Annotated in this window: 19 protein-coding genes; 7 read left to right on the top strand and 12 right to left on the bottom strand. The window is 42.0% G+C overall.

From position 1 onward, the window contains the following. Positions 1–295 precede the first annotated feature (295 nt). Positions 296–1,753, top strand: a complete 1,458-nt coding sequence (locus tag C2869_RS05180; RefSeq protein ID WP_108601942.1) for a sulfatase family protein — start codon at positions 296–298, stop codon at positions 1,751–1,753. 213 nt (positions 1,754–1,966) lie between these two features. Here the strand turns inward: C2869_RS05180 and C2869_RS05175 are convergent, their stop codons facing one another. The 7 genes from C2869_RS05175 to C2869_RS05145 all read right to left on the bottom strand — a co-directional run bounded on the left by C2869_RS05175 (position 1,967) and on the right by C2869_RS05145 (position 9,616). After that, on the bottom strand, positions 1,967–2,941 hold the full coding sequence (locus tag C2869_RS05175) for an SMP-30/gluconolactonase/LRE family protein (RefSeq protein ID WP_108601941.1): 975 nt from the start codon (positions 2,939–2,941) through the stop codon (positions 1,967–1,969). 217 nt (positions 2,942–3,158) lie between these two features. Continuing rightward, a complete protein-coding gene (locus C2869_RS05170; RefSeq protein WP_108601940.1) occupies positions 3,159–4,196 on the bottom strand; it encodes a Gfo/Idh/MocA family protein in 1,038 nt (345 codons plus the stop codon). A gap of 232 nt (positions 4,197–4,428) precedes the next feature. Then, a complete protein-coding gene (locus C2869_RS05165; protein WP_108601939.1) occupies positions 4,429–5,970 on the bottom strand; it encodes a tripartite tricarboxylate transporter permease in 1,542 nt (513 codons plus the stop codon). A gap of 7 nt (positions 5,971–5,977) precedes the next feature. Continuing rightward, positions 5,978–6,745, bottom strand: a complete 768-nt coding sequence (locus C2869_RS05160; protein WP_108601938.1) for a hypothetical protein — start codon at positions 6,743–6,745, stop codon at positions 5,978–5,980. Beyond that, positions 6,742–7,761 carry a tripartite tricarboxylate transporter substrate binding protein gene (locus tag C2869_RS05155; RefSeq protein WP_108601937.1) on the bottom strand — a complete coding sequence of 340 codons (1,020 nt, stop codon included), beginning with the start codon at positions 7,759–7,761 and terminating at the stop codon, positions 6,742–6,744. The genes C2869_RS05160 and C2869_RS05155 overlap by 4 nt, the downstream gene beginning before the upstream one ends. Before the next feature lie 16 nt (positions 7,762–7,777). Further along, positions 7,778–8,884 (bottom strand): isocitrate/isopropylmalate dehydrogenase family protein, encoded by a 1,107-nt coding sequence (locus C2869_RS05150; RefSeq protein ID WP_108601936.1) that lies wholly within the window; start codon positions 8,882–8,884, stop codon positions 7,778–7,780. A 48-nt stretch (positions 8,885–8,932) separates the two neighbouring features. Continuing rightward, complete coding sequence (locus C2869_RS05145) at positions 8,933–9,616, bottom strand: GntR family transcriptional regulator (RefSeq protein WP_228710767.1); 684 nt, start codon at positions 9,614–9,616, stop codon at positions 8,933–8,935. 165 nt (positions 9,617–9,781) lie between these two features. Between C2869_RS05145 and otnK the strand changes: the two genes are divergently transcribed. The 3 genes from otnK (at position 9,782) to C2869_RS05130 (ending at position 12,163) form a co-directional block, all read left to right on the top strand. Further along, the gene (gene otnK / locus C2869_RS05140; RefSeq protein ID WP_108601935.1) at positions 9,782–11,059 is read left to right on the top strand and encodes a 3-oxo-tetronate kinase; all 1,278 of its coding nucleotides are present in this window, start codon (positions 9,782–9,784) and stop codon (positions 11,057–11,059) included. Then, entirely contained in the window at positions 11,053–11,691 is a 639-nt protein-coding gene (gene otnC / locus C2869_RS05135) for a 3-oxo-tetronate 4-phosphate decarboxylase (RefSeq protein WP_108601934.1), read from the top strand. The genes otnK and otnC overlap by 7 nt, the downstream gene beginning before the upstream one ends. Positions 11,692–11,878: 187 nt before the next feature. After that, on the top strand, positions 11,879–12,163 hold the full coding sequence (locus C2869_RS05130; protein ID WP_108601933.1) for a putative quinol monooxygenase: 285 nt from the start codon (positions 11,879–11,881) through the stop codon (positions 12,161–12,163). Between the two features lie 323 nt (positions 12,164–12,486). Here the strand turns inward: C2869_RS05130 and C2869_RS05125 are convergent, their stop codons facing one another. Further along, positions 12,487–13,725 carry an IS4 family transposase gene (locus tag C2869_RS05125; protein ID WP_228710816.1) on the bottom strand — a complete coding sequence of 413 codons (1,239 nt, stop codon included), beginning with the start codon at positions 13,723–13,725 and terminating at the stop codon, positions 12,487–12,489. A gap of 223 nt (positions 13,726–13,948) precedes the next feature. Here C2869_RS05125 and C2869_RS05120 point away from each other — a divergent pair, with 223 nt between their 5' ends. Further along, the gene (locus tag C2869_RS05120) at positions 13,949–14,935 is read left to right on the top strand and encodes an IS110 family RNA-guided transposase (protein WP_108601932.1); all 987 of its coding nucleotides are present in this window, start codon (positions 13,949–13,951) and stop codon (positions 14,933–14,935) included. Between the two features lie 127 nt (positions 14,936–15,062). Here the strand turns inward: C2869_RS05120 and C2869_RS05115 are convergent, their stop codons facing one another. From C2869_RS05115 to C2869_RS05100, 4 genes are all read right to left on the bottom strand, one after another. After that, entirely contained in the window at positions 15,063–16,115 is a 1,053-nt protein-coding gene (locus C2869_RS05115) for an aldo/keto reductase (protein ID WP_108601931.1), read from the bottom strand. Positions 16,116–16,965: 850 nt separating this feature from the next. Further along, complete coding sequence (locus tag C2869_RS05110) at positions 16,966–18,360, bottom strand: BNR-4 repeat-containing protein (RefSeq protein ID WP_108601930.1); 1,395 nt, start codon at positions 18,358–18,360, stop codon at positions 16,966–16,968. Between the two features lie 202 nt (positions 18,361–18,562). Further along, the gene (kduI, locus tag C2869_RS05105) at positions 18,563–19,393 is read right to left on the bottom strand and encodes a 5-dehydro-4-deoxy-D-glucuronate isomerase (RefSeq protein ID WP_108601929.1); all 831 of its coding nucleotides are present in this window, start codon (positions 19,391–19,393) and stop codon (positions 18,563–18,565) included. Positions 19,394–19,647: 254 nt separating this feature from the next. Continuing rightward, entirely contained in the window at positions 19,648–20,865 is a 1,218-nt protein-coding gene (locus tag C2869_RS05100; RefSeq protein ID WP_108601928.1) for a glycoside hydrolase family 88/105 protein, read from the bottom strand. A gap of 233 nt (positions 20,866–21,098) precedes the next feature. On the opposite strand from C2869_RS05100, the gene C2869_RS05095 reads away from it, so the two are divergent. Beyond that, positions 21,099–22,226, top strand: coding sequence for an AraC family transcriptional regulator (locus C2869_RS05095; protein WP_108601927.1), 1,128 nt, complete (start codon positions 21,099–21,101; stop codon positions 22,224–22,226). A 121-nt stretch (positions 22,227–22,347) separates the two neighbouring features. After that, positions 22,348–23,325 carry a sialic acid TRAP transporter substrate-binding protein SiaP gene (locus C2869_RS05090; RefSeq protein ID WP_108601926.1) on the top strand — a complete coding sequence of 326 codons (978 nt, stop codon included), beginning with the start codon at positions 22,348–22,350 and terminating at the stop codon, positions 23,323–23,325. Positions 23,326–23,327 lie beyond the last annotated feature (2 nt).

The raw sequence follows: 23,327 nt of genomic DNA, 5'->3' as shown, positions 1-23,327 counted from the left end.
TACAAAGTTATTTGCAATAATACGCATTATTTTACAAATTATGCAAATTTACGCAATTTATATTTGTGTTCAACAACAGGTTTAGCTTAAAAACTAACTTTGAAAATCCACTAGAAAAAATATCAATCTATATTTGAATGTATATTTAATTGGTATTATTTAACCTATGAATTTACAAAGATCATTCAATCAATATGATTCAACAAGATATTACATGGATAATGATTAAATTGAATAGACTATGATCGTATGTAAATATGGGTTGTTATATAAAAACAGGTAAGAAACTTAAATAATGAACTACAACAAATTAGCCTTAGTTATACTGCCTTTGACATTAACGGCTTGCAGTAGCATTTTCACGGCCAAGCCAACAACACAAATGGCCAAACCCAACATTTTATTGATTGTGTCTGATGATCAAGGTTATGCCGATCACGGCAAAACCTTAGCCGATGTCAACACGCCCAATATTGATAAATTGGCTCAACAAGGGGTGTTGTTCAAGCAAGCTTATGCAACGTCACCTATTTGTAATGCATCTCGCATGGGGCTAATGACAGGACAATATCAACAAAAACAAGGCACATTTTGGTATGGCGGGCCTGGGCTAAATGATGCAACAATCCCAACTATGGCCGAAGTATTAAAAGACAACGGTTACACCAACGGCTATGTGGGTAAATTCCACTTTGGTAAAACTCAACTTAAAAACCATGCGCGCCGTGATTTTCCACTTAATCATGGTTTTGATTATTTTTACGGCTTTGAAGGCGGGCGCAAACATTACCTTAATCATAAAGAAAGTGTAGAAGCCGCCTTTTTACAGTCCAAGAAAAAGCATAAACAGGCAGGACAAAGTTTGGCGCAAGGGCCAATGTGGATCAATCGTCAGTTAGTCGACCAAGAAGGTTTTGCGACTGAGTTGTTTGGTAAACAAGCCATTCAATTTATGCAGCAAAATAATGACAAACCTTTCTTTTTAAAACTAGCTTTTAATGCCGTGCACAACTTTACGCATCAGATCCCAGAGCACGAGCTCAAACGCCGCGGTTTAAAAGGCTACCGCGATTGGGATCCGGCCAAAGAGGATTACCGAACTTGGTATGTCGGTAGCCGTATGCCAAATAATGACGAAGGGCGAGCGCAATATTTAGCTCAGCTTGAATTACTCGATAGCGAAATTGGCAAGGTCATTAATTACTTAGATGAAAGCGGCCTCAGACAAAATACCCTAGTTATTTACATTAGCGACAATGGTGGCTCTACCCCAATTTACGCCAATAATGGTCATCTGCGTGGTAGCAAATACACCTTATACGAAGGCGGTATTCGTATTCCCATGATAATTTCTTGGCCTGATTCGATTCCAACAGGCAAACAACGTAATGATATTGTCTCGACCTTGGATATTCTTCCCACTTTGTGTGCTTATATATCTGGATGCACCCTTGATAAAACCGACGGCATCAATATTCAACAAGCGCTGAAAGGCGGCGAAACACTTGAACGAGACTATTTAGTTTGGGATACCAATCACGAAGTCGCGGTTCGCCAAGGTGATTGGAAATTGAAAATAGCTAAACCTTCGTCACAACGTCATGCCAAGTATGAAATGGTTGATATTGAAGTCGGTACCTTTTTATACAATTTAAAAAGCGATCCGTCAGAGCGTAATGATTTATCGCAAGCGCACCCCGAAAAATTACAAGCATTACAGGTGCTGTATCAGCAGTGGCGCAGCAAAATATAGGGAAATATTAAGAAATAAAATGTCACTTATAAAGCCGGTTTTACACCGGCAAACCCAGCGTATCAAACAAAATTCGTTGAAATAAATTTCAACCTACAAAACAAGTACCTTGTACCAATACAGAATGATTTAGATACCCTGTGTTTGCGGCTATAAAATCCGCCCTACAAAGATATGTTTTGTTATACCAACTCTTAACACTCACCACGTTGCTTAATCGTCAAAATGCCAATGCGCGGGGGCAATCCCGCTAAACTCGGTATCTATATAAGCCAGTTTAGCGCCAAGTAAGCAGCCAAAGACCATGCGAGATAAGTTTTCTCCACTAAAGGCTAATGAGGATATATTGCTTAAGCGTTTCGCTTTAACTTGGTCCAAATGTGGACGCCCCATGGCGTGTTGTTGATAGGCTTGTTCAACCCAATTAAGGTGGTCGATATCAACATCTTGCAACATAATTTGATATTGACCGGTTGCTGGATTTAAGCGGATCAGGCGATTGCTGACTATACTGACAATCCATAAGTAACCTTGACTATCCATTGTTAAACCGTCCGGATAAACTCCAGCCTCAAACTGGCTAATGACTTTTGCATTTTCCAGTTGGTTATCAGCCGTTATATCGTAGCGTAGCAATTCACGGCTAAAGGTTGCATTAACATAAAGCTGCATACCATCTGGCGTAACAAAAACCTCGTTAGTGTAGCCGATATTATCTGCGACAATGCGAGCTTGTCCGTCTTCTATTACAGCGATAAAACCGTCTTTTATATCAGAGCGATAGGCAGCCGCACGCGGCGTATGACGAGTACTGACAGTCAGCCAGAGTCGCCCTTGTTTATCTAAATAAATGAAATTGCTTGGCGGTAAATGTTCACCAGCAATATGGGTAACATAGGGCTCTATGCGATTATCACGATAAACTCGAAACACGCCGCCTTTTTCATCACCCAAATGCGCAACTAAAAAACTACCATCAGCCAATAAGGCTATACCGTTAGGTTTAAGTTGACCATAGCCGGCAACATCGCCACCGCCATAAAAGTATTGTTCGCCTGTTGGTGTGATATGGCTAACGCCGCCGCGAAAATCCGCGACATATAAATGACCAGCGCGTGTCGCCAAAACACATTCTGGACGCACTAAATGCTCGGCTGTAAAAGCAATATCGTCAATGCTATAACTCATATGTTCTCTTATTTTTAGTCTTGGTTTTAGTCGGGCTGTATGTTAGTCATTGGCATGTTGTGTCTAGTGCGTTTTCAATTTAATTTTGATTAGTTGAAACAATGCTAGCTATTTTTGTAGGTTCGACGCTTGCGTCGTATTTAAAGCTTTTGACGAAGCAGCAGCTTCGACCTACAAAAGATTCAACTGATCATTTCTTTCTGAAAACAGCACTAGTCTATATATCAACTGCGGCGCGCAAGCTATTAGACTGATAAATCGCATTTTCAATTTCAATATTACGTAGGTATTGCGCGGCACTGTTTTCTAACGCCTGATTAGATAAATAATGCTGAGCAATATGCTGGCAAAGTTGAAATACGCAATCACCACCAAAGTTTTTATCTTGCCACTGATAAGCGATTGGCTCGGCTTGTAACTGATCGAACGGACGTAGCCATAATCGCGCCTCACCATCTAACCTTAAACACGCTTTACTGCCTTCAATTAACATTTCGCCCATGGTTCTGCGTTTATTCGTTGCCGCGTGATCCAGCAGGCGATTACCGTTAAACACAGCTTCAACCCCATTATGCATGTCAAAAATAATAGTGCCGGCATCTTCACCTTTGAGCACAGGGTTACGTTGCTTAAGATTGGCATACAGCGATTTCACTTCGCCAAACAAATAACGAAAAGTATCCACGATATGGATAGCCGTTTCGTGTACTAAAAATTTGTCCATGGTTTGAAAATAAGGTTGGCGGGCAAGATAAGCATCTTTGCCTTGGCCATCACCAGGGCGTAAATAAAATTGCGCGTTAAATATCTCGCCCAATTGGCCAGACTCAATAATTTGCTTAACTTGGCGAAACCAAGGCATAAAACGAAAATTTTCGTGCACAATTAAATCAATATTCGCTTGCTGCGCAAGCGTTACCATGTGCTGCGCTTGCTCAAGGTTTTCACCAAAGGGTTTTTGACAAACACAGTTAATGCCTAACTCGGCGGCTAAACTGATAGCTGCTTGATGACTCGCCGGAGGGGTTATCACATCCAACAAGTCAGGTTTAATATCGCGTAACGTCGCGGCTAAGTTATCACTGGCCAGTGGGATTTGATATTTGTCAGCAATGGCCTGCGCCTTGCTGTGATCTAAATCGACAACGGCGACTAATTCCACGTTATCTAATCGCGCCCATGCATCATAATGAAACTGGCTAAAATATCCGGCACCAACGCCAACTACGCGTAACTTTTTACTGTGTTCGTTCATTTTACTAACCTCAACTCTGGTTAAGAATTGCGACGATATTATTTTTTATCATTAATTTCAGCTAGTTAACAAGTTGTGATACCCAACAATAGTTCCTTTTTATTTCTGGAGAGAAATTTGGGCCAAGAACAAGGCAAGTTTACGCGTCAATAGCTAGCCTATTGCAAGTAAACTTAACGCAGTAATTGGTTCAAAGAGCCTCCAGAAACGGATTTATTATCCAGAGTTGAGGTTAATTTACCGTCGTCAACGACTTATTGGTTTTAATAAAAGGGTTTAAACGCCGCATCGCTCGTTTGGCGGCAGGAATTTGCGCCAAGACAAAATAAACAATGACCACTAACAATAACAAAGCAACAGGGCGCTGTAACATAGGCAAAAAGCTGCCGTCGGACAACATAAGCGCGCGACGTAAGCTTTCATCTGCCATTCCCCCTAACACCAGACCAATCACTAATGGCGAGATAGGAAACTTATATTCACCTAATACATAAGCCGCAATGCCTATTGGGATCATGATATACAAATTAAACAAGTTCAGCCCTAATGAGTACGAGCCTAAAATACACAGCACGGCAATCAAGGGCATAAATAACGGCGTAGGCACATATAATAGTTTAACCACTTGCTTAGCGAGTAACATGCCATTGGCCCACATGGCAAAAGAAGCCATAATCATGATCGCGGTCACTTCGAGTAAAAAGCCAGGGTGATCCACTTCAATCGTCGGGCCGGGCACAACGCCATGCAACAATAAGGCGCCTAACAACATTGCAGCCGGAGGGCTACCTGGGATCCCTAAACTCAGTAATGGGATCAATGCTCCACCAATACAGGCATTATTAGCGGTTTCTGACGAGACAATCGCGGTTTCACTGCCTTTACCGAATTTAGCTTGCTCCTCCGGCTTGGAGGTGTTTTTAGCGGTGCTGTAAGAAACCCAACCGGCAATATCTTCGCCAACACCAGGTACTGAGCCAATCCCAACACCAATACAAGCAGAGCGAAATATGTGTTTAGCATTACGCACTAAGGTAGATAATTCCGGCAATACTCGGCCAAATTGCATATTACTCGCGAGGTTTTGTCTTTCCGACAGAACTCGAATAATTTGCGGAATCCCAAACGCGGCGATCAGCACAGGCACAATTTCTAAGCCACTATCTAAAAAGCTCGATTCAAAAGTATAACGCGGGTAAAACTGCAAGGCATCCCGTCCGACTGTAGCGAGAAATAAACCGATAAGACCCGCTATCCAGCCTTTAACCACCATATCGCTACTGGCCAAGGTCCCGCTAATTAAAATACCGAACAGCGCCAGCAAGAAGAACTCCCACGACGTAAATTGCAAAGCTAGCGTGGCAATAACCGGAGCAAGGATCACCAAAAACAATAAACCAATAATGGTGCCGATCATGGATGCAGTGGTCGTTAAGCCTAATGCTCGGCCCCCTTCCCCACGTTTAGCCATAGGGTGGCCGTCCATCGCGGTGGCGGCCGCTGCCGGTGTTCCTGGAATATTTAGCAAAATAGCGGGATAAGACCCACCATAAATCGCCCCAACATATAAACCCAACAGGGCGATCAATGCGGTGCTGGTATCAAACTGATAGGTTAAAGATGTTAACAAAGCCACCCCCAAGGTGGCGGTTAAACCCGGCATAGAGCCAAAGATAATCCCCATGATGCTGGCACCAAACAACACGGCTAAATTGCTGGGATCCGTACATAGGGTAAATAAAATTTGAAAAAAGTGACTAAACTGTTCAAACATAGCTCGACTACTGCCACCCTAATTTGACATACCAAAGGGTTTCAAGCATTTGATTAATAACGCCATACTCTACCGGCATAGGTACATACAACAAAAATTGAAAGATAATGATCAAAACCAGCGGCATCACAAAACAGGTGAGAATTAAATAAGCCAGTTGCTTAGCGGCTTGTCGCTGACTAACCACAACCCAAGTCATAAAAGCCAATACCTCGAATAAGATCACACCATCTGTTATTGCAATCAGCGCCTCGTCACTAGCAAGCTCAGTACTGAGTAAATAAAAAGACTCAGCGTAAAAGCCGCGTAATAACAAAACACTACTGACCACCGCTAGGTTAAATAAGCTAACCCAAGCGAGGCTGGCATGCTTAAAGTAAAAGCGATAACAAGCCGACAATAAAAATAGACTAGTCGCTAAATAAAAATCAAAAGACGGTATATAAACGTACACATAAGCCGACAACAAGCCAATGACATACCAACGATCAAGATTGACTTTATCATCGAGCTGACCAAGCCAAGAGCTGACCTTAAACAATTGCTGAGCACCACCATTGCGCAGGGCATTTTGCAACACAAATACACAAGCCAAACTCAGTAATATCAACAATATCAAGGGAAATAATGCGGGCGAAACATACCACTTACTCTCCACGCCCGCATAATCCCCAGTCATGGGATAAGATAAGGTTTCAACAATAAGCGCCAGACAAACCAGTAGTAAAACTAGAGCAATGCGCAAATCGGCTCGACGTAACATTAATTGGCTCATTGCAGTTTAGGTTTATCAATACCAAATACTTGCGGCGAAATGTTCACCGCCCCTAAATCATACAAGGTCCAAGCAAACAGCGACTCTAAACGGGAAAACTCAATTTTCGCTTGTAAGCCATGCTTACCGGATAATTGATAATAATTTTGTTTGGCCCACGATTTCACCTTATCTGACTGCATGGCTTTTTCAAACGCTGCGCCTAATATCAATTTAGTAGAAGGTGAAGCTTGGGCGTGCACCGCAAACCCTATAGCTTGTTTAATAGGTAAATGCTCATGCAAGGTTGGGTAAATAGACAAAGCCGAAACAATGATAGGAATGTTATCGCCACTGAACGCAGATGGGGTTAATGTGGCAAGTGGTTTTAATTTTTTACCACGGATCAGCGCGGCTTGTTCAGCCACGGAAGTGATCACAATATCCACTTCGCCAGTCAGTACCGCCGTTTGCGATTTAGCCGAGCCAGGGTAAGGAATAAACTTAAAGCTGGCGCCTGTACCTTTAACTAAAGCCAACATATTTAAATGATGAATAGAGCCAATATCACCCGCAGCCACTTTAATGGTTTTAGGGTTAGCTTTAGATGCTTCAATTAGCTGTTTTAAATCGGTATAAGGCGAATTGGCCGCCACTGAAATAATATCGGGTGAACCGCCAACAATAAACGGCCACCATTGATCAAAACGCTTATTCCACCCGCCATTAACCGAAGAGGTAACATTTGACTCTGAAATTCCAACCAAGTTATAGCCATCTGGGCGTTTGCTGTGAACGTACTTCATGCCAATTGAACCGGCAATACCACCGGTTTTATTGGCCACGCGTACCTTAACGCCTAACTCTTTTTCCATTTCAGCCATGATCATGCGGTTTATCGAGTCTGTGCCACCACCGGCACCCCACACCACAGTATTCGTAATCGGCCGATAAGGATATTTTTTTGCAGCGTGTGTCGGTAAACAAATACTGAGCAAACTGGTGAATATCACTAAAGCTGGTATTAAACGAGTCATATCGCCTTCCTTAAGCTTATTGTTCCAACATAGCAAATACTTTGGAGCTAATCGCAACGGTGCCATCACTGCCACCTAACTCATAAGGCAATAAATCGCCTGTTGCGTACGCGGCTTCTACCACTTGATTAATTTTATTGGCTGCGTCTAACATTGCTTGGTTTTGATGTTGATAGCCTAACCATTCCAACATCAGTGCCGCTGATAAAAACATGGCGGTTGGGTTAGCTTTGCCTTGGCCAATAATATCCGGTGCACTGCCATGACAAGGTTGAAATACCGCGCTGTTTTCACCAATGTCACCCGATGGTGCCATGCCCATACCACCCATTAGGCCGGCACATAAATCCGAGAGAATATCGCCAAACATGTTCTCAGTGACCATGACATCATAAGCCCAAGGTTGACGCACTAACTGTAATGCACAGGCATCAACATATATATGATCTGCTTCTAAATGTGGGTAGTGTTGTGCGACTTCATCAAACACTTGGCGCATATAATAAAAGGAACCCAACACATTCGCTTTGTCGATACAGGTCACTAATCCTTGCTTACCTTTTTGTTTGCGTTGTTCAGCCATTTTGAACGCAAAGTTAAATAAGCGTTCACAACCGCGACGACTGATTTTTTGCGTATCATAAGCCGCTTCATCTTGACCTTGTCCTTCAATTCTAAAGCTCTCGCGGGACGAAAATAAACCCTCGGTACTTTCGCGGATCATCACAAAATCGAGTTGACTGCCACGTTCATCGGCCAAAGGCAGCGGTAAACCCGGCATGGTTTTAACTGGGCGTACACCGGCATATAAATCCAACTTTTCACGCAGTTCTAATTGCGGTGCAATTTCACGACCATCCGGATAACGTATACTCGGTAAGCCCATACAAGCCAATAGGGTAGCATCCGATTGTTGCGCATGCGCTAAGGCTTCTTCAGGCAAGGAAATACCCGTTTTTTGATAGTATGCTGCGCCAGCTTCAAACGTGGTGAAGTTTATACTGACATCGGCATCTAGCTTAGTTAGCACTTTTTCAATTAGTTCGATACACACTGGCGTAATTTCTACACCAATGCCATCGCCAGGTAAGACTGTAATGTCGAAAGAGGTTTTTTTACTCATACTATCTCTGTTTATGTTGCTCGGTAGTCAGTCAAACCTCTATGAGATTTATAGGCCTTCCATCCGAAATTTCTTCAAAATATCTACTATCAGCTTTTTGCCTTTTAAACGATGCGCTCGGTGGATCTCGACGGCTCGAGTCACATCGCGGTTTTTCATCGCTTCGATCACAGCTAGATGATCGGCAGTTGAATTAGTCGGCTTTTCTCGCAACGTTAATGTGAAATAACGCGCGCGATGCGCTTGATCCCAATGGTTCATTACAATATTTTGCAAGCGTTTATTGCCACAATACTCGAGTAACAAACGATGAAAATTTTCATCGGCTTCAGCCCACGCGGTTAAATCATCTCGACTAAGCGCGTTGTCCATATCGACTGCTGTTTTATCAAAAGCTTGTATTTGCTCTTCACTTAAGCCTTTATTGGCAAGCAGATAAACCGCTTCGCACTCTAAACAGCCAATAATTTGATAAATTTCTTCCATATCCTCTGCGGATACAGCTTGTACTTTAATGCCATGCCTAGGCTGGATGACAATTAAGCCTTCGTTTTCTAAACGTACTAACGCCTCTTTTAACGGCGTACGACTAATACCAAGGCTTTCAGCTAAGGTTTTTTCTAAGTAATAAGTCCCGAATTTGATCTCATTTTTAAGAATTTTTTCTTTAAGTTCACGATACGCTCGGTTACTTAACGACTCATTCGATTTAATTGCTACGGTTTGATTCACGGTTGTTTCTTCTTACTCAACTCTAGTTCGGCACATAATTTACCAACATTTTTCCACAGACCCTAGCGGTGGTTAAACTTAACACTTGAAAATACATTAATGTATACATTAACATTAGATTCAACTATGTTGTAAATAAAGTCAACAATAAATTAACAAATTCTTATGTGCAAACAATATCCAATATTAGGCTGTATTGCAGACGACTTTACCGGTGCGACTGATTTAGCTAGCTTTTTAGTTAAAAGCGGCTTGCGTACCCTGCAAATCAATAATTTACCAACGCCAGACATGTTAGATAGCTTACAAGGCTTCGACGCCGTGGTGGTCGCATTAAAAATTCGCACGGTTGAAAAGCAACAAGCCGTTCAGCAAACGTTAAGCGCGTTAAACTGGTTACAACAAGCCCATTGCCAACGATTTTTTTATAAATATTGTTCAACATTCGACTCAACACCGAAAGGCAATATCGGCCCGGTAATTGATGCCTTGCTAGACAAGTTAAAGCAAAACAGTACGCTTGTTTGTCCTGCTTTGCCCGTTAACGGGCGCACCGTGTACAACGGCTATTTATTTGTTAACGGCCAACCGCTAAATGAAAGCCCGTTAAAAGATCACCCATTAACCCCGATGACAGATCCTTCCATTATTCGCATGCTGGAAAAACAAGGTCATGGTAAAGCCATCAACATTCCATACGAAACCGTTGAACAAGGCGAAACGGTTTTACGTGCGGCTATTCAGTCCGCTAAACAGCAATATAATTACCTAGTGGTCGACGCCATTAGTCAGCAACATTTATTGAACATAGGCGCAATTTGCGATGAGTTTAGTTTGATTACCGGAGGTTCTGGTATTGCACTAGATTTAAAACCAGCATTAGGGATCAAGCAGAAAAACCATCTTGAACATGAGCAACAATTTAGCCAAGCGGCACCCACTATCGTATTAAGCGGTAGCTGCTCAGCCATGACGCAAAGCCAAGTGGCTGAATACCTAGCCCACAATCCGGGTTATCAAATCCAGCCGTTAAAGATCCAAAGTGGTGAACAATCACTTGAATCGATAACCAACTGGTTACACACCTTACCTTCAAGCGCTAAGCCAATCATTTATGCCACCGCGACACCTGAACAAGTTAAAGAAAATCAAACGCAACTTGGCGTGCAAACCGCGCAAGAGTTAGTAGAAGGCTTATTTGCGCAACTGGCTAAACACTTGTACAGCAAAGGTTATCGCAATTTTGTGGTTGCCGGAGGAGAAACCTCAGGAGCCGTTGTTAGCGCACTGGCCATTAATCGCTTTGAAATTGGCCCAAGTATTGCGCCTGGTGTGCCATTGGTACGCACATTAGACGATAACCCCGTCAATCTAGCATTAAAGTCAGGTAACTTTGGCGACAAACACTTTTTTCAAACAGCATTAGGACAAATGACATGTTAGATACAGCAAGCGCGAAACAAAAGCTTATGGCTTTTGCCGAGTCAATATTCAACCGCGGTTTAACCGCGGGAGCCAGCGCTAATATGAGTATAAAAACCGACACAGGTTGGGTGATCACCCCCACCAATAGTTGCTTTGGTTTTTTAGATGCCGATCGTTTGTCTGTGCTTGATCAACAAGGTAACTTGATCAGCGGTGACAAACCTTCAAAAGAGTTTTTATTGCACAAAGCATTTTATGACCAACGCCCAGATGACACCTGTGTACTGCATTTGCATTCAACCTACGCTACTGCGTTGTCTTGCTTGCCTTGTGCCAATACTTCGGATGCCGTCCCAAGCTATACGCCTTATTTAACCATGCGCCTTGGCGCTATCGCTTTAGTACCTTACTTTGCACCAGGAGATGTGGCGTTGGCCGATGCGGTTTATGAAGTAGCAGCCAATCACCCCGGCGTCATCATGGCCAACCATGGGCCTATTGTTAGTGGTAAAACCGTTGAATCCTGCGTTTTTGGTATGGAAGAGTTAGAAGAAAGCTGCAAACTCGCGTTTAAGTTAAAAGGCCATCAAGCTAACTTACTTAGCAAAGACAATATTGCAGATTTAAAAGCCAAGTTTGCCAACAAGTAACATGCTTAAAGCAACGCTTTTTACTTGTAGCTGGTTGTGCCGTGCGCAGTTCCAGACACTTTACGGCATTCCCTACATCCATGTAGGTCGAAATTTATTTCGACAGGGTTTATGTCGACTAAAAAATACAATCAATAACATCCGCCCCAAAAAAATTAATGGCGGTTAACAAGATAGGCCAAACACTATGTACGTAATTACCGTAAAATTTGTAGTCAAACCGCAACATTTAAATGAATTTTTACCAGCCATGCACAAGCAAGCAGATGACTCATTAACCAAAGAAGCCAACTGCCATTACTTTGATGTGTGTCAGGGGGAAGAAGATAAAAACACCATCTTTTTGTATGAGCTATACGCCAGCAAAGCTGATTTTGAATATCACTTAGACACAGAGCACTTTAAATCTTTCGCCGCTAAGGTTCAGCCTTGGGTAGAGAGCAAAGAAGTATTGAGTTTTAACAAAATATAAGCGTTAAAATTCAGCCTAATTGGAATAGAAAAAAGGTTATCGGGCAGATACGACCGATAACCTTAGATCGAAAAATAAAAATTGAGACAAACCTTGTGTTAGCCGAAATAAATTCGGCCCTTGTATCTCTCAGTGATAGGTGTTTAGCTAACACTTATCACATCGGGAAGTCAGGAATTATGTTTCGGCCCTTATCAGAAAATGATGTTTTGTAGATTATATCCTGACTTCCTAACCTCCATAAAACTGAATGGTATCCAAGCGCTTGACGCTGCATGAACAAGGGGAGTGTATAGAGCAATGTCATTAAGTTAAGCCTTTGCCTAGTTAGGCCGCTTATAATTCATATGATGCTTGGCTCCCAATTTAACGTTTCTAACAAAAGAGCGGCCTGGTCTGATAGCGTTGGTATGCCGGAGCATTTTAGATATTAGTTTGTTTATCTTCAACGTGATGTCTTTTAGTTGAAGTAGCACAATTATGTTTTGCTTCATTACACTAAGGGCCGCTGTGAAGTTGATTTGATAGCGCCGCTTGCGATGCGCTAACGTTTCATCAATCGTACTCTGCGCTTCGTTGACGAAAAGGCTGGTGATATTTTTACTTAAGACTTTTGCATAGAAATCTTGCTCGATAGCGACCTGTGACTTCCCAGAGAATTGCTCGATTTGAAGTCGACTTTTCATGATTTTGTAATCTTCTTCAACACCCCAACGCTTGTGATATAAGGGTTGAAATTCTTCATAAGGCAATCTGTCTTCATCGACTGACGTCATTAACACCTCCGTTTCACCACTTGATAGTGGCACTCTGACTAATCTCACCTTGAGCGGTGCTATTGATACCCCCAGCTCCTTACAACGCTGGATGGCAAACCGATTCGGGTGCAATTCAACCATTTCTTCTTTCTCATCAGATTGAATGAAGTTTTGAACTTGAGTGTTATAGTTGGAAAGCGTCCGCATGCAGAAATCGACACCGATATGACGATGATAAGCAAACATATAGAACGCTGGGTAACCTCTATCATAGATAACCAAATCACCTTGCTGAGTATGCGGTAAATGTGACAGCGCCATCGTGCGTTCATCTGTGTGATGTCCCTCAATACACGCGTCAATCGTCATTCGATGACTGATATCGTAGAGCTGAGACAGGCGGGCTAAGGGTCTCTTTCGACTTTCATCTGTTGGATTGTAATGGGCTTTCAGTTCCTTTGTTGCAGGGAGATTGACAGTTGAACCATCAACAGCGAGTAAGCGAAACCCATGCCACCGTTGACGGCAATGTTGACTATATTGGTTAACTAACACGCGGTTTAATTCAACGAACACCGAGGGGTCGAGCTTTTTTCTTGCTTGCGTGAAAGCCGAAGCGGTTACGTGAGAATAAGTACCATTGATTTGCTCAATGATATCAAAAAAGTTATCGAGCTCTTGTGCAGCAGAGCCTTTTACAAAATTCAGCAGAAAAGAGACAAGGTGACTGAAGGTTAACGAACGATTACGAGTAAAATCTTTAGGAGAAGACTTATAACGAGCAATAAACTCAGGGTTGTTTATCAGATTGGCTATATTTTGAACAATTTTCTTGCGGGATAAGTGTCATTAGATCAACCGTTTTTTTCAAAAAAATCATCGAATTATTAAGCACTTATTTTACCATATTTTTGCCCCCAGCATTCACCTTTTCTTAAATTAACGTTGGTTAGCGCTGAGCTTGCGAAGCCCAATCGACTAAAAATCCGACTAAAAATCGTTAACTTAATGGCATTGGTGTATAGAGATGAAGGCTTTTACAGGCATTGATGTTGGTAAAGATAAATTAGACGTGTGTTGGCTTCGTGATGTCATCACAAATAAAAAGAAAACAAAGGTGTTAAAAAACACTTCTCAAGGCCATGAAGCGTTAGCAGAATGGTTACTGAAAAATACAGGCTTAACACCTCAAGAGATTGTTATCACCGTTGAACCTACTGGGGTTTATAGTGAACCCTTGATGTATTTTTTACATGCTAAAGGCTTTATTTTACAACAAGCTAATCCTGGTAAAGCACACAAGTATGCTCAAGCCTTAGATTTGGTTCACAAGACAGATAAATCAGACTCGATAATGCTGGCTAGGTATGGTCATGACAGACGGCACTCTTTATCTCATTGGCAGCCAGAGCCCAAGGAATTCAGAGAGTTAAGAGCTATGTTGCGCCGATTACAAGCATTAGAGAAGGATTTACAACGTGAAGAAAACCGATTTGAGGCGGCTGACTTTTCAGGTACATCAAAACGTGTAATTGAATCATTAGAAAACATGATTGCAGCGTTAAAAGAAGAAATTGATAATCTAACAGAAGAGATTGACGATCATATTGACCGTCACCCCAATTTAGGAAAAAACAGAGATTTCTTATTAACTATCAAAGGTGTGGGCCCTGTTATTTCCAGGAACATGGTGAGCTTATTCGCCAGTAAAGACTTCAAGAACGCTAAGCAATTATCGGCTTATTTGGGGTTAATTCCTAAGCTGAAAGAGTCCGGTAAGCAAGCTGGAAAAACGACTCTGAGCAAAGACGGTCCGAGTTACATAAGAGAAAAATTGTATATGGCAGCAGTTGTTGCTAGCCAGCATAATCCAGATATAAAGGCACAGAAAGCACGCTTATTGGCCAAAGGAAAAACGAAAATGCAAGCCTTAGGCGCAGCGATGCGAAAGCTTGCACAAATATGTTTTGGCGTAGTCAAAACACAAACAAATTATCAGCCTCAAGTAACATAAATTAATACTTGAGACCGGTATTGAGAGATGGTATCTACAAAGGCTCTCATTTTTTATCTTGCGCGCTTTTCTGAACAGATTGTTAGTACAAACCAGCCAAACTTATCATACCTTTTGCTGAAAAGTGCTAGAAAGGCACCGGATATTGCTTAAACACTGCGGCTACATCTGCTAGCGCCTGCTCACTTAGCGTCACCGAAAACGCGTCGATATCTTCCTGTAATTGTGACATTTTTGTCGCGCCAATAATGCTAGATGTCACGCCATCCACTTGGTTACACCAAGCTAGTGCTAAGGTCGTTAAACTCAAGCCATGATCTTGTGCTACTTGCGCATAGGCTTTGATCGCCGCGTTAGAGTTTTCGGTATCGCGGAAGTTGCCGTTTCTTTGCATAAAAGTCCATCGACTACCTTCTGGGCGGGCGCCATCAATATACTTACCACTTAATGCCCCAGCGGCTAAGGGTGACCAAGGAAGATAAGCAATTTGTTCATGTACGCAATGCTCAATCAAATAAGGCCAATCTTTGGCATGCAGTAAGCTAAATTCATTTTGGATAGAAACCACACGTGGTAGATCATGGGTTTTGCTCAACTCGAGGTAAGTTTTAATGCCCCACGTCGTGTCATCTGACAAACCAAAATGGCGGATTTTTCCGGCCTTAATACAAGTGTCGATCCCTTGCAGAATGTCTAGCATTTGTGCTTCATGAGCTGCTGTATCAACATCAGAAAAACGGATTTTACCTGGCATATGTTTAGCAAAATGCGGCGATGTTCGATTTGGCCAATGCAATTGATATAAATCGATGTAATCCGTTTGCAAACGTTTAAGCGAATTATCTACCGCTTGAATAACAGCTTGGCCGGTAATATCGCCACGATTGCGGATCCAAGGTAGACCATTACCGGCTATCTTAGTCGCCAGTATAATATCTTTGCGGCGAGCTGAGTTACGGCTTAACCAATCGCCAATGATGGACTCGGTTTTACCATAAGTTTCTGCGGTCGGCGGTATCGCATACATCTCTGCGGTATCAACAAAATTAACACCCTTATTAAGTGCGTAAGCAAGTTGTTGATCAGCATCAGCTTGGGTGTTTTGTACACCCCATGTCATGGTGCCTAAACAGACTTTTGACACAGATAAGCCACTGGTTCCTAAAGGTAAATATTGCATAATTTGTCTCTTAAAAAGCTCGTTTCAGTGTAACTGATTATGTGGTGTTTAGCCCTTAAACCGTTACGAAGAAGGGCTATATATAGTCAAAGCGATCAGGTTTTAGGGGAAGCCGTCAAAGCTGCCGCGTCCTGCTCACGCCCCTTACCTGCATCCATGCAGGCAAGCTTCGAATCCCCATGAGCATATGCTCTATTATGTGATTGGGGTTGCCTAAAGGGATTTAGGTAGTAGAACGACGCAGGAGCCAAAGTCGAGAGTAAGCGCTGACAATGAACCATAAGGCCTGAGCGAGAAGACTATATAAATAGAGTTTAATTAAAATACATGCTTCACTAAACCTAATTGATTTGCAATTGTAAACACAGCGCATTTCAGTCATTTAATCGATTTTTCAACTAGATCTGTTCCACGAAGCTTGTTCGAGTGAGATTATTCAACGAAGCTATAGCCAAGGCTAGTGGGTTCAGGGGATCTGCAACGTTTGATTAATTTTCAGTCATGAATATTTATGTATAAGAGAAGATAAGAGGCAAGACAGGCCGATATCCAAATACGCACTGTCGAGCGTAAGCACTAGTAAAAAAACCAAAAGAGCTGAGCGAGAAGACTATATCTGTGACTTTTACCTTTTTGGAAAAGCCTTACCACAGCAGAACAAATCGCCAAGTTGCTCTACCTAAGTTGGCAAAGGTTTGAGGGAGCGGTTCAAGCGAAACAAGCACCTCATTCTTTATTAGGTGTATTACCAGAAAACACTGCACAAGAGTGCAGCGTTGATTCTTAATTTCGTTAACCTTTTTTAAACCGAGTGCCTAGCTCCTAGCTCCTAGCTCAGTAAAACCAACCCTTACTCAACGGGCTGTGGGTTTTTAGCCATCACCAATTCTGTATCAATTTTGATATAAGAAACGTATTTACCGCGCATCCAAGTTAAATACATATCGTCGCTTTCTGTATTAATTGGGATCACAGGGCGTAAATGGTCTTCAGTCGAATTTTTAGTTAAGGCTGCCCATTTAAAGCTTTTGCCGTTATCGCTAGATGTGCCTTTAAATAGCTCCCAATGGCGCTTTCCATCAGCTTGACTAATTAACGGTTCACCTGTATCTGGGTTAGCATTGGTAGAGATAACAATTTCGTTAGCGTTTTGCGGATTTAACGCAGCTAGGCCAGTGTAATCTTGCTCTTTGTCATATAGGCGTGATCCGGCATAGGCAATTTCATTAACCTGCCAACCCGCTTCTTTACCAAACTGCCACCAACTTGGCTCTACCCATTTTGCAAAGTAATAACGCATGTCATCACCGTGCTTTTCACCCTTCCAGCGATTTTTATTCCCGTCATTCATTTGGACTGAGAACACAGTAAATGGCAAACCATTTTCATCTAGGTGTAAGTCTGTTGTCCACGCTACGTTGTCTTTACCACCTTGATAGACTTTAGTTAATACGGTTGGGGCAATCGGCCCATCACTGATATTTTGAATAAACGAACCATCGCTTTTGTATATTTTTCCGGCTTTGATATAACCATGGTAAATGCTGTTATCAAATACGCGTGGATGCTGCTCTGTGGTCACAAAGTGAATTTCGTCTTTGTTGTTAGCAATATACTTCACATAAGGGCGACCTTTATTTTTAATAAAGTGCGTGCCTTTAGACCAAGTTTTACCATTGTCATCTGAGGTATCAAAAGTCGGGTTAAAGTTGATGCCGCGATAAAAATTATAAATGCGACCCTTGCCATTATTTTCTTCACTTAAACGCATCACATTGGCGTAAGTCACTTTATCTTTACGCTTCATGGCCACTTCATCCTGCCATGAATCTAAATTATCACTGCCGTTTGTGATCCTATAACGCACCATATAATCAGTGTTATGTTTGGAATACACCGCCAGTACATTGTCATCCGGTAGAGCAAGTAAAGCAGGGACATTATGGTCATCATCTTCCAAACCATCGTGCATAATGCTTACCACAGGAGACGATTTACCGGATAAATCGTAACTGCCGACTTCAATATTGCCACTGCGCTTGTCACCGTCTTTACCTATGATGCTCGCGACCGACGCAAAGAAAAGTTTGTTATTATGAACAATAACCCGCTCATCCTGATACCAACACCAACCGGCGTTATCATTTAACACCACAGGTTCAGCCAAACTAACAAAAGGAGCGGCGACGCTTAGCGCACCCGCTAATATAGCCGATAATCGAAACTGCTTTACTGCCTTAACCATTGCTTGTACCTATATGCAAAGTTGTATAGTCTTCTCGCTCAGGTCTTATGGTTCATTGTCAGCGCTTACTCGCCCCAATCACATAATAGAGCATATGCTCATGGGGTCTCAAAGCTTGACGGCTTCCCCTAAAACCTGATCGCTTTGACTATATTTGAAACTAAAAATTCTCGTTAATCCATATCTAGTAAGTTAGTGCCTACTATCTAAGAGCGGTTTTAGCAATATGATCCATATCGTCAAAACGTTGATTTTCACCACCCATGCCCCAACAAAAACTATAAGCTTGAGTGCCACAACCTGAATGAATTGACCACATAGGTGAGATCACCGCTTGTTGGTTATGCACCGCAATATGACGAGTCTCGTCTTGCGGGCCCATAAAGTGAAACACCGCGTTGTCAGGCGATACATCAAAATACATATACACTTCGGTGCGACGCTCATGTGTATGCGCAGGCATAGTGTTCCAAACACTACCCGGTTTTAACGCCGTATAGCCCATAACTAATTGGCAGCTTTGAATACCGTTAGGGTGAATATATTGAAAAATTGTCCGTTGATTTGAGTCTTCTACCGTACCTAGTTGTAATGGGTTAGCATCTTGTTGTGATGCATGCGTAGTTGGGTAGCTAGTGTGAGCGGGGTAACTTAAAATATAAAACTTAGCCGGTTGGCTGGCATCATCACTGCTAAAGCGTATATTTTTAGCGCCTCGTCCTATGTATAAGCAATCTAGCTTATTCATTGTATAGTTGTTACCGTCAACGCTAATTTTACCGGCTGCACCTATGTTTAATACGCCGACTTCACGTCGCTGGCAAAAATAATCCGCTGCTAACTCTGCGCCAGCTTCAAGTACTAGTTCTTGGCTGGTCGGCACTGCTGAGCCTAAAATGCCACGTTCTACTTCACAATAGACGAGCTCAATCATCCCTTCCTGAAATAGCGTGTTTACCAAAAATGCATCGCGCAGTTCTTGGGTAGTCATGCGACTGTATTCGTTTCGACCTAGGGTATATCTAACTTTCATGTTAATTCTTTTCTACTTTAATCAGATCTTGATTAGTTGAAACTTAGCTAGCTAACCGCACTAATGTAGGTCGAGGCTAGCCTCGACAAAAGCCAAGAATCTAAGGCAATGTTGCAGCTGGAAGCTTAGTCTTTAGCAGCTTCAATGCTATTGTCGAAATAAATTTCGACCTACATGGATGTAGGGAATGCCGTAAAGTGTCTGGAACAACGCACGGCGACCTACATAGGTTCAACTAATCAATTCATTCAAAATTACTTCTTCGCGTATTCTTGTTCCAACGCGGCATTACTAATAGCAATCGCGTTATCAAGTTTTTGTGAGCGAGCGATAGCCACAGGTAGCTGACCTTTTAATAATTTGTACAGTTCGCTACCGGCCGCTAAAAATGCCCCTGTACCATAAACTTCAGTTTTATTTGGCCAAGCATCGCCCGGCGCTGCGCCTATGGGTTGTACATAACCTAGCATGCCATCTTGAGTGATATGACTGGTTAACGATTGCCAAGCTTTAGCTATGTTAGGGTAATATTCATCGCGCTTTAAAATGCCTTTGTTAATGCCCCACGCCATACCGTAAGTGAAGAAAGAAGTGCCGCTGGTTTCTGGAGTTGGATAGTTCTTAGCATTTAACAAACTCATGGCCCAGTGACCTTGTTCAGTTTGAATACGCTTTAATGTTGCTGACATTTTGACAAACAGATCTTTGTAGTAAGCATACTGGGTAGTATTAGGGTCTAACTCATCCATCACTAAGGTTAAGCCAGCGTATACCCAACCATTTCCGCGCGACCAAAAAATCTTTTCACCATCCACTTTTTTCCCAATATAACTATTGTCGCGATAAAACAGCGCTTCATCAGCATCGTATAAATGATCAGTTGTCGCTTTAAATTCTTCGAACATCCAATCGTTATATTTTTGCTCACCTGTAATAGCAGACAACTTGGCCCAGACAGGCGGCCCCATAAATAAAGCATCACACCAAGTCCAACGTTGTAAATGCTTGTAGTTGTCTAAGGTAATTGGCTCTTTGCTTGGGTTTTCCATAATAAAATCCAAGCGAGCTTTGGTTTTTTCTAACATCTTGGCATCGTTATAGCGACGATATAAATCCAGATGAAGCTGGCCAATAATATGATCATCCGCCATATATTTACGCCAGTGCATATCCCACTCACTGCGCTCGGCAATCGACTTTAACCAAGCTTGATAACGCGGATCACCCGAAATATCTGCCCATTTCAGCATACCGACATAAAGCGCACCATTAGTCCAATCACGAATATGATGCGGTTTTTTACGGCCACTGTATTTACCGCGAAAATGTTCAATTTGCCAATCGGCTACCCTTTGCACATCTTTTGCTATTTCAACTGTGCTTAATGTGTTTTGCGATGTTGTAGCACAAGCCGTTAAATTTAATGACAAGGCCGAAATACAAGAGATCAAAATCTTTCTATACAATTTCATATTGAGTAACCATTTTTTACATACACCAAGAACAAAACAAAACCTCTTGATGAAAATCAATATTCACATTCAATAAAATATGAACAAAACTTAGGCTTAAAATTACAACTACACTATAACAACCTTAAATATCAGACTTCAATTGCAATAATCACCCATAAAATTTCAATATATGGAAAACGACTAAAAACATGATTTAATCATATGTAAAGACAGAGATTTAAAAACGATCAATGAGAGAGCTAAAAATATTACTCGCTTTATCCCGTTATGATTATCGAACGCATCGAGGTGTCGCTAATTTTGCCGCTCAACATAACTGGCATTTAAATTGTGAAATGGCCATAAACGGTAACATTCCGCATGGCTGGAAAGGTGATGGCATTGTTAGCTTATTAACCGACAATAATGCGGTTGTCGACTTTGTCACACACGCAGGTGTGCCCTTTGTTGATTTATCTATATTAAGAGAAGATGTTATCGCCCCGCGGGTCGTAGCAGATAACCACGCCATTGGCACACTCGCTGGCGAACATTTTTTATCAAAAAGCTATAAGCATTTTGCTTATTTTTCAGCGACGGATGACAAAGTCGCCACCGCTAGAAAAAACGCTTTTTTTAGTTGTATTAACGATCAAGCTTTGTCCATATCAGATTGGACAATGCGCAATACCCAAGGCAGCTGGGCTGATAAAACCAATCGATTAGTACAACATTTAAAGCAAGCTCATTACCCAACAGCTATCATGGCAACGCGTGATCTCGACGCAAGCATGGTGCTTGAAGCCTGTATAAACCATAACATTCAAGTACCTGAACAAATCGCCATTATCGGCGTTGACAACAATAAGTTAATCACCAACTCGATACAAGTGCCGCTATCCAGTGTTAACCATAACGTTGAACGCTTAGGCTATGAAGGCGCAAAACTGTTACAGCAAATTTTGCAAGGTGAAACGCCCCCCAGAAAAAATAAGTTAATTATGCCGCAAGGTGTAACAACACGCCGCAGCACAGATTGCTTAGCGGTCAACGATTCTATTGTTAAACAGGCGTTAGGATTAATGCAGCAACATTTTGTCAACAAGCATTATTCGGTAGAGAGAGCAGCAGAAGCCTGTGGTGTGACTCGTCGTACACTTGATAGCAAATTTAAACAAGAATTAGGCCATAGCGTGCATACTGAATTACAAAACATGCGAATGCGAGCCGCTAAAGAAACCCTAATTCACGGTCATCATTCTATTTTTAAAATAGCTGAGCAATGCGGTTTTAATACTGCTCAATATTTTAACCATACGTTTAAACAAACTTACGGCAAAACACCTCTCAATTTTCGCAAGCAATATCAAAAGCATTAGCTCGACCTTATTCAAATAAAACAATCCTAAGTGCAAGGCTCTTTACATGTTAACTGTTTACAACAGGTGTTAATTAATTGATAATGGTTTGCTATTAAGTGCCTAAAACTCAACCAATAGCATGCTTAAAATAATTTTAGTCTGCCTGTCTATTTTGATAGGTTTTACCGCAACAGCCAAACCACAAAAACTCTTGTGGGGACACGTATATGAATCAAGTGAACCTTTGCACAAGTGGTCACTGTGGGCAGCGCAAGAGATCAATAAACAATCCAATGGTCGATTCGAAATTGATGTATTTCCAATTTCAATTCTAGGCAAAGAAGCTGAGCTCAACGAAAGCCTCAGTTTAGGAATTGTTGACATAATTTATACCGGCACCAGTTTTACCTCGCAAATTTATGCCCCTTTTGCGGTTGCCGATATGCCTTACATGTTTAGTGGTTATCAACATTGGCAAGCCTTTAGTAACAGTGATCTGTTTACTGATTTAGCAAACGGCTATGCACATGAAACCCATGGCAATCAAGTGTTAGGGAACAACTACTATGGTGAGCGTCATTTAACCTCAAACAAGCCCGTTGCCGATTTAGCCAGTATTAAAGGAATGAAAATTCGTGTGCCTAACGCCACCATTTTCAAAATGTTTCCACTGGCGGTTAATGCCAACCCGACCCCGATTGCCTTTTCTGAAGTGTATATGGCATTACAGCAAAATGTGGTGGACGCCCAAGAAAATCCATTACCCACCATTAAAGCCAAAAAGTTTTACGAAGTACAAAGCGACATTAACCTAACCGGTCATTTACTGGGCTCTATTTTAACCATTATGAGTGGCCGTACTTGGCAAGCATTAAACGAGCAAGATAAACAATTGTTTGCGTCTGTGTTACATCAGGCCGCACAACGTGTCTCGCGCGACACCCGCAATAATGAGCTGGCATTAATCGACTGGTTTAAGCAACAAGGCGTGAACGTACATCAAGTTGATAAAACACCATTTCGCGAAGCGACTTTAAAAATGCACGCCCCGTTTATCGAAAAAGTCGGCCAAGATAATTACCAGCGTTTGCTGGCTCTTGATCCTGTCTCTAAATAATT

Origin of the sequence: Saccharobesus litoralis (assembly GCF_003063625.1) — a bacterium.
Lineage (GTDB): Bacteria > Pseudomonadota > Gammaproteobacteria > Enterobacterales > Alteromonadaceae > Saccharobesus > Saccharobesus litoralis.
Note: the sequence above shows the minus strand (reverse complement) of the source record. Positions and strands in the feature narration are given on the sequence as shown.

What these genes read in the sequence shown, in the direction of transcription:
- C2869_RS05100 (WP_108601928.1), bottom strand. Translation starts at nt 20,865, where the DNA reads ATGAAATTGTATAGAAAGATTTTGATCTCTTGTATTTCGGCCTTGTCA.
- C2869_RS05150 (WP_108601936.1), bottom strand. Translation starts at nt 8,884, where the DNA reads ATGAGTAAAAAAACCTCTTTCGACATTACAGTCTTACCTGGCGATGGC.
- C2869_RS05170 (WP_108601940.1), bottom strand. Translation starts at nt 4,196, where the DNA reads ATGAACGAACACAGTAAAAAGTTACGCGTAGTTGGCGTTGGTGCCGGA.
- C2869_RS05115 (WP_108601931.1), bottom strand. Translation starts at nt 16,115, where the DNA reads ATGCAATATTTACCTTTAGGAACCAGTGGCTTATCTGTGTCAAAAGTC.
- C2869_RS05155 (WP_108601937.1), bottom strand. Translation starts at nt 7,761, where the DNA reads ATGACTCGTTTAATACCAGCTTTAGTGATATTCACCAGTTTGCTCAGT.
- kduI (WP_108601929.1), bottom strand. Translation starts at nt 19,393, where the DNA reads ATGAAAGTTAGATATACCCTAGGTCGAAACGAATACAGTCGCATGACT.
- C2869_RS05160 (WP_108601938.1), bottom strand. Translation starts at nt 6,745, where the DNA reads ATGAGCCAATTAATGTTACGTCGAGCCGATTTGCGCATTGCTCTAGTT.
- C2869_RS05165 (WP_108601939.1), bottom strand. Translation starts at nt 5,970, where the DNA reads ATGTTTGAACAGTTTAGTCACTTTTTTCAAATTTTATTTACCCTATGT.
- C2869_RS05175 (WP_108601941.1), bottom strand. Translation starts at nt 2,941, where the DNA reads ATGAGTTATAGCATTGACGATATTGCTTTTACAGCCGAGCATTTAGTG.
- C2869_RS05110 (WP_108601930.1), bottom strand. Translation starts at nt 18,360, where the DNA reads ATGGTTAAGGCAGTAAAGCAGTTTCGATTATCGGCTATATTAGCGGGT.
- C2869_RS05180 (WP_108601942.1), top strand. Translation starts at nt 296, where the DNA reads ATGAACTACAACAAATTAGCCTTAGTTATACTGCCTTTGACATTAACG.
- otnC (WP_108601934.1), top strand. Translation starts at nt 11,053, where the DNA reads ATGTTAGATACAGCAAGCGCGAAACAAAAGCTTATGGCTTTTGCCGAG.
- C2869_RS05120 (WP_108601932.1), top strand. Translation starts at nt 13,949, where the DNA reads ATGAAGGCTTTTACAGGCATTGATGTTGGTAAAGATAAATTAGACGTG.
- otnK (WP_108601935.1), top strand. Translation starts at nt 9,782, where the DNA reads ATGTGCAAACAATATCCAATATTAGGCTGTATTGCAGACGACTTTACC.
- C2869_RS05095 (WP_108601927.1), top strand. Translation starts at nt 21,099, where the DNA reads ATGAGAGAGCTAAAAATATTACTCGCTTTATCCCGTTATGATTATCGA.
- C2869_RS05090 (WP_108601926.1), top strand. Translation starts at nt 22,348, where the DNA reads ATGCTTAAAATAATTTTAGTCTGCCTGTCTATTTTGATAGGTTTTACC.
- C2869_RS05130 (WP_108601933.1), top strand. Translation starts at nt 11,879, where the DNA reads ATGTACGTAATTACCGTAAAATTTGTAGTCAAACCGCAACATTTAAAT.